The 18,160-nt window shown below is 42.6% G+C and carries 14 protein-coding genes; 12 read left to right on the forward strand and 2 right to left on the reverse strand.

Annotated features, from left to right (window positions below; all coding sequences use genetic code 11):
• Nucleotides 1–3: 3 nt before the first annotated feature.
• On the reverse strand, nucleotides 4–1,155 hold the full coding sequence (locus ABD772_RS04310) for an acyltransferase family protein (protein WP_345101211.1): 1,152 nt from the start codon (nucleotides 1,153–1,155) through the stop codon (nucleotides 4–6).
• Nucleotides 1,156–1,515: 360 nt separating this feature from the next.
• On the opposite strand from ABD772_RS04310, the gene ABD772_RS04315 reads away from it, so the two are divergent.
• The 9 genes from ABD772_RS04315 to ABD772_RS04355 all read left to right on the forward strand — a co-directional run bounded on the left by ABD772_RS04315 (nucleotide 1,516) and on the right by ABD772_RS04355 (nucleotide 11,001).
• A complete protein-coding gene (locus tag ABD772_RS04315; protein WP_345101212.1) occupies nucleotides 1,516–2,433 on the forward strand; it encodes a glycoside hydrolase family 16 protein in 918 nt (305 codons plus the stop codon).
• Nucleotides 2,434–2,677: 244 nt separating this feature from the next.
• On the forward strand, nucleotides 2,678–3,709 hold the full coding sequence (locus ABD772_RS04320) for an AAA family ATPase (RefSeq protein ID WP_425562815.1): 1,032 nt from the start codon (nucleotides 2,678–2,680) through the stop codon (nucleotides 3,707–3,709).
• 99 nt (nucleotides 3,710–3,808) lie between these two features.
• A complete protein-coding gene (locus ABD772_RS04325) occupies nucleotides 3,809–4,690 on the forward strand; it encodes a DUF58 domain-containing protein (protein ID WP_345101213.1) in 882 nt (293 codons plus the stop codon).
• The gene (locus ABD772_RS04330) at nucleotides 4,687–5,670 is read left to right on the forward strand and encodes a hypothetical protein (protein WP_345101214.1); all 984 of its coding nucleotides are present in this window, start codon (nucleotides 4,687–4,689) and stop codon (nucleotides 5,668–5,670) included. Before ABD772_RS04325 ends, ABD772_RS04330 begins: the two co-directional genes overlap by 4 nt.
• Nucleotides 5,657–6,661: a vWA domain-containing protein gene (locus tag ABD772_RS04335; protein WP_345101215.1), complete on the forward strand. Its 1,005-nt coding sequence runs from the start codon at nucleotides 5,657–5,659 to the stop codon at nucleotides 6,659–6,661. The genes ABD772_RS04330 and ABD772_RS04335 overlap by 14 nt, the downstream gene beginning before the upstream one ends.
• Nucleotides 6,661–7,701 carry a VWA domain-containing protein gene (locus ABD772_RS04340; protein ID WP_345101216.1) on the forward strand — a complete coding sequence of 347 codons (1,041 nt, stop codon included), beginning with the start codon at nucleotides 6,661–6,663 and terminating at the stop codon, nucleotides 7,699–7,701. The genes ABD772_RS04335 and ABD772_RS04340 overlap by 1 nt, the downstream gene beginning before the upstream one ends.
• Nucleotides 7,698–8,402, forward strand: coding sequence for a tetratricopeptide repeat protein (locus ABD772_RS04345; RefSeq protein ID WP_345101217.1), 705 nt, complete (start codon nucleotides 7,698–7,700; stop codon nucleotides 8,400–8,402). The genes ABD772_RS04340 and ABD772_RS04345 overlap by 4 nt, the downstream gene beginning before the upstream one ends.
• A 30-nt stretch (nucleotides 8,403–8,432) precedes the next feature.
• Complete coding sequence (locus tag ABD772_RS04350; RefSeq protein ID WP_345101218.1) at nucleotides 8,433–10,235, forward strand: BatD family protein; 1,803 nt, start codon at nucleotides 8,433–8,435, stop codon at nucleotides 10,233–10,235.
• Entirely contained in the window at nucleotides 10,225–11,001 is a 777-nt protein-coding gene (locus tag ABD772_RS04355) for a tetratricopeptide repeat protein (protein WP_345101219.1), read from the forward strand. The genes ABD772_RS04350 and ABD772_RS04355 overlap by 11 nt, the downstream gene beginning before the upstream one ends.
• A gap of 436 nt (nucleotides 11,002–11,437) precedes the next feature.
• On the opposite strand, the gene ABD772_RS04360 is transcribed toward ABD772_RS04355, so the two are convergent.
• Nucleotides 11,438–12,115: a GDSL-type esterase/lipase family protein gene (locus ABD772_RS04360; protein WP_345101220.1), complete on the reverse strand. Its 678-nt coding sequence runs from the start codon at nucleotides 12,113–12,115 to the stop codon at nucleotides 11,438–11,440.
• A gap of 192 nt (nucleotides 12,116–12,307) precedes the next feature.
• Here ABD772_RS04360 and ABD772_RS04365 point away from each other — a divergent pair, with 192 nt between their 5' ends.
• The 3 genes from ABD772_RS04365 to ABD772_RS04375 all read left to right on the forward strand — a co-directional run bounded on the left by ABD772_RS04365 (nucleotide 12,308) and on the right by ABD772_RS04375 (nucleotide 18,159).
• Nucleotides 12,308–13,765, forward strand: coding sequence for a 3-keto-disaccharide hydrolase (locus ABD772_RS04365; protein ID WP_345101221.1), 1,458 nt, complete (start codon nucleotides 12,308–12,310; stop codon nucleotides 13,763–13,765).
• 19 nt (nucleotides 13,766–13,784) lie between these two features.
• Nucleotides 13,785–15,884, forward strand: a complete 2,100-nt coding sequence (locus tag ABD772_RS04370; protein WP_345101223.1) for a plastocyanin/azurin family copper-binding protein — start codon at nucleotides 13,785–13,787, stop codon at nucleotides 15,882–15,884.
• A gap of 112 nt (nucleotides 15,885–15,996) precedes the next feature.
• Entirely contained in the window at nucleotides 15,997–18,159 is a 2,163-nt protein-coding gene (locus tag ABD772_RS04375) for a serine hydrolase (RefSeq protein ID WP_345101224.1), read from the forward strand.
• Nucleotide 18,160 lies beyond the last annotated feature (1 nt).

Below are 18,160 nucleotides of genomic sequence, written 5' to 3' on the forward strand. Positions count from 1 at the left end.
ACCTTAATTAACTGCACCTGTACTTAACAGTGTTGCGGGTTCCGGGGTAAGGCTGTTTGTTTCAACTACCACTTTATTTTTAGGACGTTTGAATGTGAATAGCCACCACATCTTAAATTGCATGCAAAAATTATAAATAAGAATTGGGATAGCTATGCCGCTCGTCCATATTACTGCTACTAAAAATGGCACATGGCTTATCTTTAAAATGTTTACCAGGATAACCCGGGCCATGGTCATTATGATGATCTGCATGCAATAAATATAGAGCGAATGAAAGCCTATCACCCGTAAAAACCTAAGTGCGTTATACTTCTGCAGCAGAAAGGAGAAATTAACTGAAATAGTACAGCCAACTAAAGCCTCAAGTAAAAAAAACAGCGGCATTTTATGTTCTACATAATTTATTCCATCGGCGCCGCCATGCATGTTATATGATGCAAACCGGTATTGCAATATTAAAAATAGTACCAATAGCGGAACGAATATTTTAAATGATGAAAAGCGCTCTACATTTGCCTGGTTTAGTACAGTGTTGGAGATCAGATCGCCTATGGAGAAAAATAAGTAGTATTCAAAAATATCTGTTAATGAGCCGGCATTTAAATCATTAATATGGATATAAGCCGAAATTGCGTAAAGTACTAAGCCTAAAATGAATTGCTTAACAGGATTTATCTTAAGCCAGGCCCGGGTTATGGCATATAACACACTAATAGCAAACAACGCATTCAGATACCAAAAATGACCTGTTTCACGGGCATTTATGAGCAGATTGATGTAGCTCATGGGGGTAGTGCCGTTATGCGTGAGCCGGGACGTAATTAACGAAAAAGTAATTTGAATAAAGCCCCAAACAAGTAAAGGATATAGTATGGTATTAGCCCTATAAACAGAATAACCTTTAATACCTTTCTTTTTTAAGCCGCCAGAAATAAATATGCCCGATACGATGAAGAACAAGGGCATCCTAAAACCATATAAAAAAACACTGAGGTAGGTGATAGCGGGATATGAGTTTAACGCTAATCCGTGGTTTTGTAAAATGGCGAGGCAGTGCCCAAAGCCAACAAGTATAATGCTAATCCCCTTATCGCTGTCAATCCAAACCCATCGTTTTTCCCTTAAAATAGATTTTGCGTTAAAAATTTCCATAATCTGCTGATAGATAATGTATAGAAACAGCGTGAAATTGAAAAAAGTTTTCGTATAAATTTATATTTCTGCACAATGTATCATGTTGTGATATGAATGACCAGTAAAGTATACAGAAAGTTCTTAAAAGGTAATAAAATTTACCTTTAATGTTTTTTAATACCCGCTTAAATAAACTTCTATTTAAATTATTTCAAACAGAACCATCTGTGGCTCGTGATTTGATAACAAAATGATCTTAGACAGCATGGAATAAAAATTCTGGTTAAAAATGTTTCCAATATTAGGGTGGTTGATGACCGTGTTTAACTCCGGTGTTGTTGTTTAATGTATTTTTAATTAATATTTAATCTAACTATTATGAAAACATCTATGTTTACTATCTTAATTTCGGGGTGCTTACTGGTATCATTCAGTAGTTGCCAAAAAAATAAGGTTGCGCCGCCACCTAAAACGACTACAGGAGGTTCCCAGTCCGGCGGTACATCGTCTACACCCACCAACCCCGTAACTACCACAACTATCTGCGATTACGATTTTAGCGACACAACGCTTACCAACCACGGCTGGACTATAGCATTCAACGATGAGTTTAACGGAGATTTATCTAACTGGGTCGCCTTTACAGGTGGTGTTACAAACGAAGTAATGTGTAACGAGCCGGCAAATGCAAAAACTGTAAACGGAGAACTGCAAATATCAGCACTAAAACAAGATGTAACCGGCCCGGTAACCGTAGGTAGTACAGCACAGAAAGCTTTTAATTATACATCGGCTTCAATAACAAGTAATCAGACATTTTCTGCCAGTACTGCTACGCCAAAAGTGATGATAGTTGCCAGAGCTAAAGTGGCTTCTGGTTATGGTCTCACCTCTGTGTTTAATAGTTTTGGCGAAAACTGGCCTACAAATGGACAAATTAACTTTTTCCAGGTGGGCGGAAATGATACAAGAGAATATTCTACTAATTATTTTTATGGCACACAATCGTCACAAAATACAGTAACCGGCGGTATGCAATACAATCCGGTTAGCTCAGACCTCGCAAGCTGTTATCATGTTTTTATGACCGAATGGAGCCAAACTTCGCTTAAATATTATGTAGATGGTAAATTGGTTGAAACAAAAACCGGCGACGTTTCTAAACTTTTTAACAAACAGCAAGCTCTTGGTTTAAGCTTACCTATAGGCGGCCTTTTTTATGATAATTTTGTACCTGCAAATATCCAGGTAGGTACCCTATATGTTAGCTATGTAAAGGTGTTTACATCAAAATAATTCTCTTCGATTTTCTATAATAAAGCGGCCCGCAGCATTAGTTTATGCAGCGGGCCGCTTTCATTATATATCTCCCAATACTTGGCTAGACAGAGGGCTGAATCGACTAAATCATAGTCGATTAGTGGCCATACATTGCTACCTTAAACAAAATTTAACATATTTTAACAATTAAGGCCGGTTTTTAGTTGGCAAAAAATTGAATTGCTTTTTAAGTTTGCCTACCTCAAATAAAAGCTAATTAATGGAAGAATCAATTAACACTACATCGCAACCATCATCATACTCGACAGACATCAGGGCCATCAACGAGATGATACAGCGCGAAAGCGCTTTTGTCGATCTGCTGAAGATGGAGATGGACAAAGTTATCGTGGGACAGAAATATATGGTCGACCGTTTGCTGATAGGTTTATTGGCCGATGGCCATATTTTACTGGAAGGTGTCCCCGGGTTGGCAAAAACACTGGCTATTAATACCCTTGCAAAAGCCATTCAGGCCGATTTTAGCCGTATACAATTTACGCCCGATTTGCTTCCCGCCGATTTGATCGGTACCATGATCTATAATCAGAAAAAGGAAGAGTTTATAGTACGTCAAGGCCCAATCTTCTCAAACTTTATTTTAGCCGATGAGATTAACCGTGCACCGGCAAAAGTACAGAGTGCTTTGCTTGAGGCTATGCAGGAAAGACAGGTAACCATAGGCGACAACACTTTTCCGTTGCCTAATCCCTTCCTGGTACTGGCCACACAAAACCCCATTGAGCAGGAGGGAACCTATCCGCTGCCAGAGGCGCAGGTTGACCGTTTTATGCTCAAAGTGGTTATCGGCTATCCAAATAAAGAGGACGAGAAGCAAATCGTGCGTGCTAACATCGCTCCGCAAGGGTTGTTAAAGCCAAATGCTATCATTAAGCCTGACGATATTGTACGCGCCCGCAAAGTAGTGCGCGAGGTATACATGGACGAGAAAATTGAGCAATACATCATCGACATAGTTTTTGCGACCCGTTATCCTGAACAATATAAGCTGGCTAATTATAAGAGCCTGATAAGTTATGGCGCATCGCCGCGTGCCAGCATTAACCTGGCCCTGGCTGCAAAGGCTTATGCATTTATTAAACGACGTGGTTATGTGATACCAGAAGATGTGCGTGCAATATGTCATGATGTGTTAAGGCATCGTATAGGTTTAACCTACGAAGCCGAAGCCGAGAACATGGCTACCGAAGATATCATCACCGGGATTTTAAACGCAGTAGAAGTACCTTAATAAATAGAGTCAAGAGTTAAGCGTCACGGAATAAAGAGATTGATAATTCAAAGCTCTGTCTGTCTTGACGCTTGATTCTCGATTCTTGATTCTAACACTATGGCAAAAGACACGCAGGAATTATTAAAAAAGGTACGGAAGATAGAGATCAAAACCCGCGGACTAAGTAATCACTTATTTTCGGGCGAGTATCACTCTGCTTTCAAGGGCCGTGGTATGGCTTTCAGCGAGGTTAGGGAATACCAGTTAGGCGACGAGATCCGAACTATAGACTGGAACGTTACCGCGCGTTTTAATCACCCTTATGTTAAGGTTTTTGACGAGGAGCGCGAACTTACCGTAATGCTGCTTATGGACGTAAGTGCTTCTGAAAATTTTGGTACCATCAGCCAGCAGAAGCAGGACCTGGCTACCGAACTTTGTGCGGTACTGGCTTTTTCGGCCATACAGAATAACGATAAAGTTGGCGTGATCTTCTTTAGCGATAAGATAGAGAAGTTTATCCCGCCTAAAAAAGGCCGCAGTCATATCCTGATGATCATTCGTGAACTGATCGACTTTAAGCCCGAAAACAAAGGCACGGATGTGGGGGTTGCGCTGAAATATTTTACATCGGCCATTAAGAAAAAATGTACCGCTTTCATTATTTCGGATTTCATCAGCCCGTCTTTTGAAGCCGAGCTTAAGATCGCCAATAAAAAACATGACGTGATTGCGTTAAGGCTGTACGATAAACACGAGGAAGAGTTCCCCGATCTGGGTTTAATACCTATCCGGGATGAAGAATCGGGCAATGTAATGTGGGTTAACACCAGCGATAAGGATGTGCGTGCCGCCTTTAAAACCGAAGCTAACAAACGCGAAGCTTATCTGAGAGACACCTTCAGCCGCTCGGGTGTTGATGTGGCTGCCATCGGTACTCATGAAACCTATGTAAAACCTTTAATGACATTATTCAGAAAACGGGAGAAGAAAAGGTGAGTAAAATAAAGAGACTGTTTTTTAACTATACGCTGCTGGTGGTGGTTTTAATCTGCGGATTAAAAAGTGCATCGGCCCAAAACATACAGGTGGATGCACGTCTGCAAGACTACACCATTAAAATAGGCGACCAAACCAAACTGTTCCTGGTATCGGTACAGCCGGCTAAAGCGCATGTTGATTTTCCGAAGCTTGGTGACACCATAACCAAAACGGTACAGGTGGTGAGCAGCAACAAACGAGATACTGTTGTCGATCAGAAAAATAAAGACCTTATTACCGTTACTCAAAGCTATGTAATTACAAGTTTTGATGCCGGTGTGCATACTATGCCTGCATTTACCTTCATTGCAGGTGGCAATACCCTTAAAACCGGCGAGTTGACCATACAGGTGCAAACGGTAAAAATTGATACTACCAAATCAATCTATGACATTAAGAAACCTCTGATTGTTACTTATACTTTTTTTAATTGGCTGCGCGATCATTGGGTTTGGATTGTTGGCGGGTTGATATTGATTGGTTTAATTATCGGATTGATCTATTACCTGCGCCACAAGCCCAAAACAGAGCCGGTTGTTAGGATTTCGAAACCGCTGATTCCGCCGCATACTGTCGCTATCGAAAAATTGAGAGCTTTACAGGCTAAGAAACTATGGCAGCAAGATCAGGTTAAACTATACTATATTGAGCTGACAGACATTTTACGCGAATACCTGGAGAAACGCTACGATATTAAAACCTACGAGAAAACAACTGACGAAATTATCGAGTCGTTAAGGTCGCGCGAAATAGCAGGCGATAATCGTACTAACCTGCAACGCATTCTGGGAATGGCCGATCTGGTAAAGTTTGCCAAAGAAAAACCTGTCCCTGCCGAAAACGAAGAGTGTATAGAGAAGGCATTGCAGTTTGTTCAAAAAACACAGCAAACCAACCAGCCAAAAGAATTTGAAGGAGGTGCACATGGCACTGTTTAAAAGCATAGAGTTTGCGCACCCGTTCTTTTTTTGGTTTTTGTTGTTGATACCGGTTATGGTAGCCTGGTATATCTGGCGCCAAAAACAGCTGTATGGCTATTTAAACGTATCTACTGCCAAAGGATTTTCGGCACCGGTTAAAAGTGTCGTGCCTAAATTAAGGCATATCGATATTGTATTAAGATCGCTTACATTAATAGCGCTTATTGTGGCCCTTGCCCGCCCGCAGAGCTCATTGAGCTGGCAAAATTCTACTACAGAAGGAATAGATATTGTTATTGCTTTCGATATTTCGGGCAGTATGCTGGCCGCCGATTTTCAGCCCAACCGCTTAGAAGCCGGCAAAAATATCGCCATTGATTTTATAAAGAACCGCCCGAATGATCGTATAGGCTTAGTGGTATTTAGCGGCGAGAGCTTTACGCAATGTCCGTTAACAATAGACCACTCGGTATTGGTTAACCTGTTTAACGATATCAAGTACGGCATGATCAATGATGGTACCGCCATTGGTATGGGTTTGGCTACCGCTGTTAATCGCTTAAAAGACAGTCAAACTAAAAGTAAGGTGGTCATCTTACTAACAGACGGGTCAAACAACATGGGTTCAATTGCGCCGATAACCGCTGCTGAAATTGCTAAGCAGTTCAATGTACGTGTATATACGATAGGGGTGGGTACACATGGTTACGCGCCATTCCCGGTACAAACACCAATGGGTATCCAGTATCAAAAAGCGCTGGTTGATATTGACGAGCCAACTTTGCAAAAGATCGCCGGTATCACCGGTGGTAAATATTTCCGCGCTACCGACAACGAGAAGCTGAAAAGCATTTACGAGCAGATAGACAAACTGGAAAAAGCCAAGATCGACGTGACCGAGTATCATAAAAAGACAGAAATGTTTTTACCGTTTGCTATCCTGGCCTTGTTGTTCCTGACACTTGAGTTTATTTTTAAGAATACGTTACTGAAAGGAGCACTCACCTAATGTTACGTTTTGCACATATAGAATATTTATGGGCGCTGGCCGTTATCCCGGTGTTTATCCTGTTATTTATTTGGGTAAGCCGGTGGAAGAGCAAGGCGCTGCAATCGCTTGGCGACAGAAACGTCGTCAATAACATCGTCGCAGATGTTTCATTCTCAGCTCCGCGATTAAAGTTTATCCTGTTTACGATAGCTTATGCCTTGTTGGTAATTGGTATTGCCGACCCGCAAATTGGTTCAAAAATAGTAGAGGAGAAGCGCAAGGGTGCCGACCTGATGATCTTGCTCGATGTATCAAACAGTATGCTGTCGCAGGATATGATGCCAAACCGTTTAGAGAACGCCAAACAGGCCATCGCACAGTTAATTGATAACCTGCATAGCGACCGCATTGGTATCATCATTTTCGCCGGCGAGGCTTATGTTCAGCTACCGATGACTACCGATTACTCGGCCGCTAAACTGTTCCTGAACAGCATTAACCCCAGTATGGTGCCTACGCAGGGTACGGCTATCGGTGCTGCTATTGATCTGGGTATAAAATCTTTCGATTTTAATGACGGTACCGGTAAATCGATGATCATTATTACCGATGGCGAGAACCATGAGGATGATGCCGTTGCAGCGGCTAAAAACGCTTTGGATAGAGACGTTACCATTAACGTTATCGGCATGGGGTCGCCAGAGGGGGCGGCTATTCCGATATATCAGGGAAATAAACAAGTTGGTTTTCATGTAGACAGCGCCGGACAAACAGTAATCAGTAAACTGGACGAGAATATGGGTAAAGAGATTGCCGCTGCAGGTAATGGTACCTATGTAAGGGCAACAAACGCTAACAGCGGGTTAAACATAGTAATGTCGCAAATTGAGAAGATACAGCGCAAAACCTATGACGCCAAATCATTTAAAGACTTTGAAGACCGGTTTCAGTTCTTTTTAGCTGCGGCATTATTATGCCTGGTAATTGAGTTTTTTATTACTAATCGCAAAAGTTTGAGATTAAGTAAGGTGAAATTATTTGAGGTGAAGAATCCATGAGGCAGTTAGCAATAATTCTGATATTTTTATTTTCGGGCTTAGCTGTATTTGCGCAGCAGGAAAAAAGCTATGTGAAAAAAGGTAATGAGCTTTATCAGCAAAAACGATACAAAGAAGCTGAAGCCGCTTATCGGCAGTCGGTAGTTAAGAAGGAGCAGAACGTGCCGGGTAACTTTAACTTAGGCGATGCACTTTATAAGCAAAAGCAATATGATAAAGCAGGAGAGCAATTCCAGAAGATAGCCGAATCAAACAACAATAACAAGGTTGTCCTGGCACACGCTTATCACAATCTGGGTAATTCCATGCTGCAAAGCCAGAAGTATCAGGAAAGTGTAGATGCTTATAAAAAAGCTTTATTGAACAATCCGAAGGACGATGAAACCCGTTACAACCTGGTTTATGCGCAGGAAAAGCTGAAACAACAGCAACAGCAAAACAAGAGTAAGAATAAGGATAACAAAGATCAGCAAAAGCAAAACCAGGATAAAAAAGATCAGGATAAAAAAAATAATCAAAATAAAGATCAGAATAAGCAGGATCAGCAAAAACAGCAGCAACAGCCGCAGCCCAACAACATCTCAAAAGACGATGCGCAGCGCATGCTGGATGCGTTGAATAATGACGAAAAACAAACGCAGGAAAAGCTGAAAAATAAAAAAGCCCGAGGCACAACTGGTCGCCCGGCAAAAGACTGGTAAATTTACGGAGCCGTTAACGGCTTAATATAAATGAAGATAAAGTATTGCATATTAACCTTAATACTATTTATAACGGGGCGTGTATTTGCGCAGGATGCCCGGTTTGTTGCATCTGCCAGCCAGACCACGGTTAGTACCGGCGAACAGTTCCAGCTTACGTTTAGTATAAACGCAGACGGCAGCAATTTTAATCCGCCCGATCTTAGCGATTTCCAGCTGTTGGGCGGCCCGAATGTGTCCAACAGTATGGAGTTTATTAATGGTAAAGCCACCGCCAGTTCGTCGGTGAGTTATATATTGGCTCCCACACGCGTGGGCACTTTCATTATTGGACCTGCTACCGTTGTAGTTAACGGCAAGAAAATAAGCTCCAATTCTATAAAAATGACCGTGCTAAAGCGTCGCACAGGTCAACCAAATAACAACACGGGCGGCGGTGGCGCAGGCACACAAGCAAATACAGGCAGCACAGACCTATCTAAGTTATTGTTTTTAAGAGCCGAGATTGACAAAAATAATGTTTACCAGGGGCAGCCTGTTACGGTTACTTATCGCATATATACCCGCGTAGATATTCTGCAAAGCCAGATAAATAAACTGCCTGATTTGACCGGCTTTTGGAACGAGGATGTGAAAATGACGCAACCTGCGCAGTTTCGTGTCGAAACATACAAAGGCCAGCGCTATAATGTAGCCGATATTAAACAAACTATTTTATTTCCTGAACATGCCGGTAATATAACGATCGACCCGTTCGAGATGACCTTTATTGCGCGGGTGCAAACAACACCGCGCGATTTTATGGATCAGTTTTTTGGCGGTAATGTGCAGGAGGTAAATTATCCGGCTAAAAGCTTACCGGTAGTAATACATGTAAAACCGTTGCCACAGGCGGGTAAGCCTGCCGGTTTTAGCGGTGCGGTTGGTAAGTTCAATATCGAAGCGACTGTAGATAAAGATCACCTGAAAGCTAATGAGGCTTTAAATTATAAGATCAAGATCAGTGGTTCGGGCAATATCAAATTGTTAAAAGATCTGAATCCTAACTTTCCGACTGACTTTGAGAAATATGATCCCAAGATCACTGATACAGTAACCGAGACGGCCAATGGTGTTTCGGGCAGCAGGATTTACAATTACCTGGTTATCCCGAGGCATAAAGGCGATTATACGATTGATCCGGTTTCGTTCTCCTATTTCAATCCGGCTACAGGTAAATATGTAACGCTCAGCACCGGATCGTTCAAGATCAAAGTTGAAAAGGGCATTAACGAAAATAATGTAACCGCGTTATCAGGCGATCAGGAGGACGTTAAGCTTTTAAATAAAGATATCCGCTACATTAAAACCGGCGATTCTGATTTGCGCGCAGAGGGCGATAGGTTCTTTGGGTCGGCGGGTTTTTATTTGTTGTTGTTATTGGGGCCAATTGTATGTGTGGCTGCATTTTTAGTGCGCAACCAGATCCGCAGAAATAATGCTGATGTAGTACGGGTTAAAAGCCGTCGTGCAGGTAAAATAGCTGCCCGGCACCTGACTAATGCCAATAAAGAACTGCAGGCAAACAATACACAGGCATTTTATGAGGCAGTGTTTAAGGGGCTTTACGGTTATTTAAGCAATAAACTAAATATAGCTTATGCCGATCTGGATCGCGAAAATATAGCCGGTACATTGCGGGCTAAGTTGGCTAAAGAAGAAACTATAGGAGAATTGCTGGATACGCTCGATCTATGCGAAATGGCGCGTTACGCCCCGGTAACACATATTTCGGCTAAACAAGTTTTTGAAAAAGCAAAAGGAGCAATAAATGCCATTGAAGATGAAATTTAACCAAATTAAGCTTATAGCATGCTTTTTGGCGATGATATTTTCGCCGGCGTTGTCTTTTGGTGCAGATAATCAGCAGCAACTTTTTAAAAAAGCTAATGCGTTATACGCCAAAAGTCAATACAAACAAGCTGCCGATGCTTATCAGCAGATTTTAGACGCCGGTTATCAATCGGCCGGCGTATATTTTAATCTGGGTAATGCGCATTATAAACAGGGCGAATTACCTGACGCCTTATTGTATTATGAAAAAGCGCGCCGCCTGGCACCGGGCGACGATGATATTAACTTCAACATTCGCCTTGCCAACTCCAAGACGGTTGATAAGATCGACGAAGTACCCGAATTCTTTTTAAGCAGATGGTGGAAAGGGTTTATCCTTAGTTTTTCTGCCGATAAGCTGGCTACTACTGCTATTATACTGATGCTGGTGGGTTCTGCTTTGCTGATCTGGTATTTCTTTGCTATAGCCAGCGGATTGAAAAAGTTTTCCTTCTTTAGCGCCATATTTTTCTTTTTTTTGGCAATATGCACCGTCACTATTGCCGCCAGTCAGCTAAGTTATTTTGACAGCAACAAGCAGGCTATTGTTTTTACACCATCGGTAAACGTAAAAACAAGCCCTGCCGATGCGGTCTCGACCGCCTTTGTTTTACATGAGGGTACTAAGGTAAACGTACTGGGCAGCAACGGGGGCGGCTGGTTAAAAATTAAACTGGCCAACGGCAACGAAGGCTGGATTAAAACAGCTGATGTTAAGGCGATATAACAACTTTTCTAAAGCTTTCAGTCCTGACAAGTTCAGCAGGACCATTAAAAAATAGAATGGGGTGTCACCCTCAGGCTCTCGAAGGTGAGCATTGGCCTACACGCGTTTACCGGTCTTTGCGCTTATGCTGGATAGCCTCAGCATGCCCCTTTTTTGTTTCTGCCCTAAATTGGGTCAGATAAAAATTTTGTTTGAGGTGTTTCAACCAAGGTGTTTCACTTCATTTTCCCAAAAGGCATAAAAAATACCTTAAATAATTGGTTTTTAATTATTTAAGGTATTTTACCTAAAGTATTACTACTGTTTCAAAGTGTTTCACTCGTTTTTTATAATCAACTTATTTACAGGCTATTAAAGTAAGAAAGTGTTTCAACTGTTTCAAAGTGTTTCACTTTTAAATGAAACACCCATACAATATTGAGCCATTAAAAACCTGTTATTTAACCAGGTAAGGCCTGATGGCTTTTTCCCAGATATCATAACCCAGTTTGGTCATGTGCAGTTTATCGCCTACATATAGCTCTGGTCTTAGTTTGCCGTTATCCAGCATCAGTGGGTAAATGTCCACAAACACTACATTCTTCTCACTAGCAAAAAAGTCTTTGATCTTTTGGTTAAACGCAACCTCTTCCGGCATGATCTTCTCGCGCGAAGGGCTTGGTTTCATACCGATATAGATAATCGGCACCGCCGGCATTTTGGCCCGGATGAGACCATATAGTTTCAAAGTACGGTTATATACTGAATCTGCGTTGGCCGGTACCTTGGCGTCAACCAGATCGTTCTCGCCCACATAGATCACAATTTGTTTAGGCTGATATTTGAATACTATATCGTTTAGGTAACGGATGATATCGCCGGTAACCGCACCGCCGATGCCGCGGTTCAGCGCATTATATTCGGCAAAGGTCCACTGCGCGTTATCCCATTTACGAATAGACGAACTGCCGGTAAATAACACCGGGTTTTTAGGTGGTGCAAACATGCCGTCATATTTCTTAATGGTCTGTACATCATCCCAAAATGCAGGTTTCGGATTTGGCGCCGCCGACTGAGCGAAAGACGCACTGATCAATAAACTCAGGATAATGGTTATTATAAAGTTCTTCTTCATTATGTTTAATTTGGTGGTTGCAAATTAGCACAAAATGGGGCAGTACGCAATATGTTTACAGCAGCCGATCATATTATTACAAATTAAAGTTGACTATACAAGTAAAAATTAAGATATTTAGCTTTATAAATCACATCTTTGTAGTTAGGCCAATTACTAACCACTTATAAATTGCTCACTAAAATTAATATTATGCAAAACAATTACCTGCTTAAACGCAAGCCATTAAAAGCGTTTTTACTGGCAATCTGCGTTCCGTTTTTTGCTTCTGCACAAAACAGAATGCTGCAGCAACAAATCCCGCTGAATGACCTTTCAGCATTTAAAAGTCCTAGTCCTAACTGGTCTGTAGCCGGCTCGGTTATAGCCGATTTTAACAAACCAAATACCATTACCAAAAAAGAAGGAACCGGTATTTTGGTAAGTATCCCGGGCAAAGACAAGAACGAAGATATCTTTACCAACATGGAGCACGGTGACATTGACCTGAGCGTTGATGTAATGATGCCAAAAGGGTCAAATTCGGGTATCTACCTGCAAGGTCGTTATGAAATACAATTATTGGATAGCTGGGGCAAACAAGCCTTGACCAGCGGAGACCTTGGCGCTATCTATGAGCGTTGGGATGAAAGCCGCCCCGCGGGTCAATTTGGCTTTGACGGCGTTGCGCCGCGTATCAACGTGAGCCGCGCACCCGGCCTTTGGCAAAATATCCGTATACAATTCCAGGCACCTAAATTTGATGCGTCAGGCAAAAAGATTGCTAATGCCCGTATAGTGCGGATTATCCTAAACGGTATGACCATCATTGAAAATGCCGAGTTACAGGCGCCAACGCGCGGTTCAGCATTTGCTAACGAGGCTGCTACAGGCCCGCTACGTTTACAAGGCGACCACGGCGCGGTGGCTTTCAGAAACTTCCGTTACAGCACCCGGGTTGGTACCATGACCGTTGATGGCACCCGTCAGGTTTGGGATAGTAATGACAAACCGGTTTCTGTCGATGTTAAAGGCGAGCCGGTGGTATTTCGCAGCTTTGTAGACATTCCGGGTAAAAGGGTAACACACTCTGCAAGCGTTGGTTTATTAAATAATATCAGCTACGGTTTTGATTTGGAGCGTGGTACCATATACCAGATCTGGAAAGGCGGATTTTTAGACGCATCGCCAATGTGGTTATCGCGTGGCGACGGTAATGCCCGTGCTATAGGCAGCGTTATCAGTTTAGATGATAAACCAGCTTTGGCATTGATACATGAGGACAATCAGGCATGGCCGGATACTTTAGAGAAAGGCATCTTCCGCCAAAAAGGTTACGAGTTGGACGAAACTGGCATACCTACATTTAAATACAATTTTGATGGGATTAACATTAATGATAAAACAACCAGCGAGGATGGTAAAGGGTTAACCCGTAAGATCAGTGTTGATGGCCCTGCGCCCAAAGACTTATTTGCCCGTGTGGCCGACGCCAGTGATATTGTCGATTTAGATAATGGTTTATATGCTGTTAATAACTTTACTTACTACGTGCAACTGGATAAAGGTGTGAAACCGGTTATCCGCAATTCTGCAAAAGGTAAAGAAATGTTATTGCCTATAAAAAATACAGATAAAGGAACCTCTGTTCAATATTCATTGATCTGGTAATCTCAAAAACTCATTCAAAATGAAAGCTATTTTTAAAAATATATCACTTACAATCATAGCAGGTTTAAGCTGTACCGCCTCTTTTGCTCAAAACAAAGCGGAGAAGGCAGCCCCTGCAGAAAAAGATTATTACCGAATTGTCAACGTGCCGACACCGGAAGGTGTAGAACTGGAAGTTGGCGGTATGGCAGTATTGCCAAATGGCGACCTTGGTGTATCAACCCGTCGTGGCGATGTTTACATTGTTCAAAATCCATATCAGCTGAATGGCAGCCTGCCTTATTATAAAAAATTTGCCAGCGGCATGCATGAGGTTTTAGGTCTGGCGTATGTTAATGGCGATTTTTACTGCGTGCAACGTGGTGAGTTAACCCATCTGATCGACAAAAATGGTGATGGTAAAGCCGATGTTTATGAAACGGTGTACTCATGGCCGGTGTCAGGTAACTATCACGAGTACTCATACGGTCCGGTAGTTATGCCTAATGGCAATATGATGGTTAATCTTAACGTAGGTTTTGATGCCGAATGGTGGAGAGGTAAAAGCTTAGTGCCGTGGAGAGCCTGGTGCTTAGAAATTACGCCAAATGGCGAAATGCATCCCTATGCCACTGGTTTCAGGTCACCTTGCGGTCAGGGTTTAATAGACGGTAAATATTTCTATGCTGAAAACCAGGGCGATTGGGTAGGGTCAGGTTATATTATGCAGTTAGATCGCGGCGATTTTGCTATGCACCCTGCAGGTTTACGCTGGGCTGCTGATCCTTCATCGCCGGTAAAAGTCCGTACCGAAGATATCTACTCGCGTGTTAATCCCCGTTTTAACGACCCTGAAGGTAAGATCGAGGATCGTGATCCAAATCGTCCATATAAAACTTTAGCCGAAGTTGCTGACGATGTTAAAAAAGGATTTAAAACACCTGCGGTTTGGTTACCACATGGTACAATGGGTAACTCCACTTCATCAATGATTCAAATTCCTAAGGACGACAAGTTCGGTCCGTTTGCAGGCCAGGTACTGGTAGGTGATCAGGCACAAAGTCGTATTAACCGTATCTTCCTGGAGCAGGTTAAAGGTCAGTATCAAGGTGCTGCATTTGCCTTCCGTGAAGGTTTTGAGTCAGGTGTGTTAAGATTAGCCTGGGGTGCCGACAACTCACTGTTTGTTGGCCAAACCAGCCGTGGCTGGGGATCAACAGGCCAGAAAATATTTGGTTTAGAGCGTTTGGTTTGGGCGAAGAAAACTCCATTCGAAATGAAGGCTGTAAGAGCGATGCCTGATGGTTTTGAGATAGAATTTACTGAGCCGGTTAACAAAAAAGCGGCTGCCGATCCGGATAATTATACTATTACCGGCTTTACCTATAAATATCACCCGGTTTATGGTAGTGCGACTATCCGCGAAAAGGTACATATCGTAAACGCAGCTATAGTTTCTGAAGATGGACTGAAAGTTAGATTGGTAGCTGATAGTCTTCGTCAAAAATACATCCATGAAATTAAGGTTGACAAAGCGGTAACTTCAGCAGACAGCAGCTATAGTTTATTACACCCGGTTGCCTATTATACTTTAAATAACATACCTGATGGCGCTAAATTGAATGTCCCTAAAAGACATCCAAAAATGAATCATGATATGGCCGGTATGAACATGGAAATGGGTAAAGTTAAAGCATTAAACGCTAAAGCTGCCCCGGTAAAAGGCGTCGCACTAAAAAAGAACCAAACCAGCAAACCAGCGTCATGGACAACTATCGACCAAACAATAAGTATTGGTACCAAGCCTGGTTTAAAGTTTGACAAAGCTGAGCTTACGCTTAAAGCGGGAAGCAGAGTAAAATTGACTTTTACCAATAATGATGATATGCCGCACAACTTTGTAGTGGTTCCGCAAGGTCAGGCTATTGCCGTAGGCGATATGGGCACTAAATTGGGTTTACAAGCAGTTAAACTAAGCTACATTGCTAATACACCTAAAATTTTGTTTAATGCTACTTTGGTTGGTCCAGGTTCATCACAGACCATTTATTTTGTTGCACCCAAAGCAGGTAAGTACACTTATGTTTGTACCGTGCCCGGTCACTATTACGTGATGCAAGGTACGCTTACCGTAGAATAAGAATAACTTAACTAATAATGTAAAAATGGTGATAATGACTCCGGTCGTTATCACCATTTTTGTTTTAGGGCAGATAATTTGATTAACTTAGAACGACCCATTTAGCCAAACCATGCAATCTGTTAAGTTATACCTCGTACTCACTTGCCTGCCTTTCGTCTTAAAAGCTCAGGTTAAAAAAGAATTTGCATGGGGGCATGCTACACCTGAAAGTGTGGGAATGTCAAGCGCTAAACTGGAAGCTTATAAAAACAGCATGATGTCAAAGGGCACTCACAAGTTGCTCATCATTAAAAACGATAAGATCGTTTGCGAAGCTTTTGCCAAAGGTTGGAGCGATACAGAAATTACCAGTGGTACAGCGTCATTAGCTAAAGCTCTGGTAAGCGGAATGTCTTTAAACGCAGCCATAGCTGATGGTTATATTAATGCCGACGCCCCGGCTTGCCTGTATATCCCTGAATGGCTAAAGTCTGATGTTAAATCAAAAATTACGATACGGCAATTAGATACGCATACTTCGGGATTGGATGATTCTGAGGGTACGGATGAAGAAGAAGCGCAACTCATCAAACAACATAAAGACCGCCATATGGACCTGCCGGGCTGGAAGGGAATGTTTTGGCGCAAAAAGCCGGACCCTTTCACCTTGTCGCGCGACAGCGCCAAGGTTTTGTTTAAGCCGGGCACGGGCTCACAATATAGCAATCCGGGTATTGCAATGCTGAATTATGCAGTGACCAAAAGTCTGCAGCAGTCACCTGATAAAGATATCGCCACTTATCTGGATAAACGGGTATTTAGTCGCATCGGCATTAAAAAGGGCACTTATTCATTAGGCTACAACGCTGTTTATAAAGTTGATCATATGAACCTGGTGGCGGGCTGGGGAGGTGCAACATTTACCGCCGACGCGGTTGCCCGCATAGGTAGATTGATTATGCGCAAAGGGAGCTGGCAAGATGAGCAGATTATTGATTCAGGAGTAATTAAACGCGCATTGAGTACCGATGGTGTTACCGACCGCTCAGTATTGACGAACACATCAACCCTTTCAAAGTCTGCAGATGATATTGAACCAGTAGCAGCGCTGGGTTGGTTCACCAATTATGACGGCTCCTTTAAATCAATGCCCAGGGATGCCTTTTTTGGAGCGGGAGCCGGTGAACAATTGTTGGTTGTCATTCCAAGTCTGAAGCTGATTATTGTTCGTATGGGGACACCGTTAAATCCTAATTTTAGTGGCAAAAGCTATTGGAAGTTTGTCGAGAACGAGCTGTTTAACCCGGTGATGGATGCCGTTGAAGAAGCACCATATCCTAAAAGTAATTTAATTACTTCGGCTAAATTTGCTCCCGCAAATGAGGTTATCCGCATGGCCGAGGGTGGCGACTGTTGGCCGTCAACATGGGGAGATGATGGCTTGATGTATACTGCTTATGGTGATGGTAATGGTTTTAAGCCCTATACCGATATTAAATTAAGCAATGGTTTGGCGGTAGTGTCAGGTACACCGCCCGATCTATCAGGCGTAAATATCCGCACATCATCGGGAGAAAGGGTGGGGCAAGGCTTTGCAGGCCCAAAAGCCAGCGGGATGATTATGGTTAAAGGGAAATTATACATGTGGGTACGTAACCTCAACAACGCCCAATTGGCCGTCTCGGCAGATCACGGGAAAACATGGTCTTGGGCTGATTGGAAACTGGACGTAAGCTTTGGCTGCCCTAATTTTGTTAATTATGGTCAGAACAATGCGGGTGCAAAAGATAATTATGTTTATACCTATTCTATAGACGATGCCAGTGCTTACAGATATGGGGACCAGATGGTTATGATGCGGGTAGCCAAAAACCATATTTTAGATTGGCGCAGTTATCAGTTTTTTGCCGGATATGATACAGGTGGCAAATCTATATGGTCTGACGATATTCGCAGACGTAAAGCCATCTATAAAAATCCTGGCAAAACTTATCGTTCCGGAATGACTTATGATGCGCCGCTGAAACGATATCTGTGGTGCCAGGCTATTCCGCTGTCTGGAGATAAAGACGAGCAGGGGCCGCGCTTTAAAGGCGGACTGGGCATATTTGAAGCACCAAATCCATGGGGCCCCTGGAAAACCGTTTACTATACTCGGGATTGGGATATGGGGCCTGGCGAATCAGGCAGTTTGCCAACTAATTGGATAAGCAAAAATGGCAAAACGCTTTATTATTTATTCTCTGGCAACGACAGTTTCTCTGTGAGGAAACTAACACTTACAACCAGGTAAC

Origin of the sequence: Mucilaginibacter panaciglaebae, from assembly GCF_039539265.1 — a bacterium.
GTDB lineage: Bacteria > Bacteroidota > Bacteroidia > Sphingobacteriales > Sphingobacteriaceae > Mucilaginibacter > Mucilaginibacter panaciglaebae.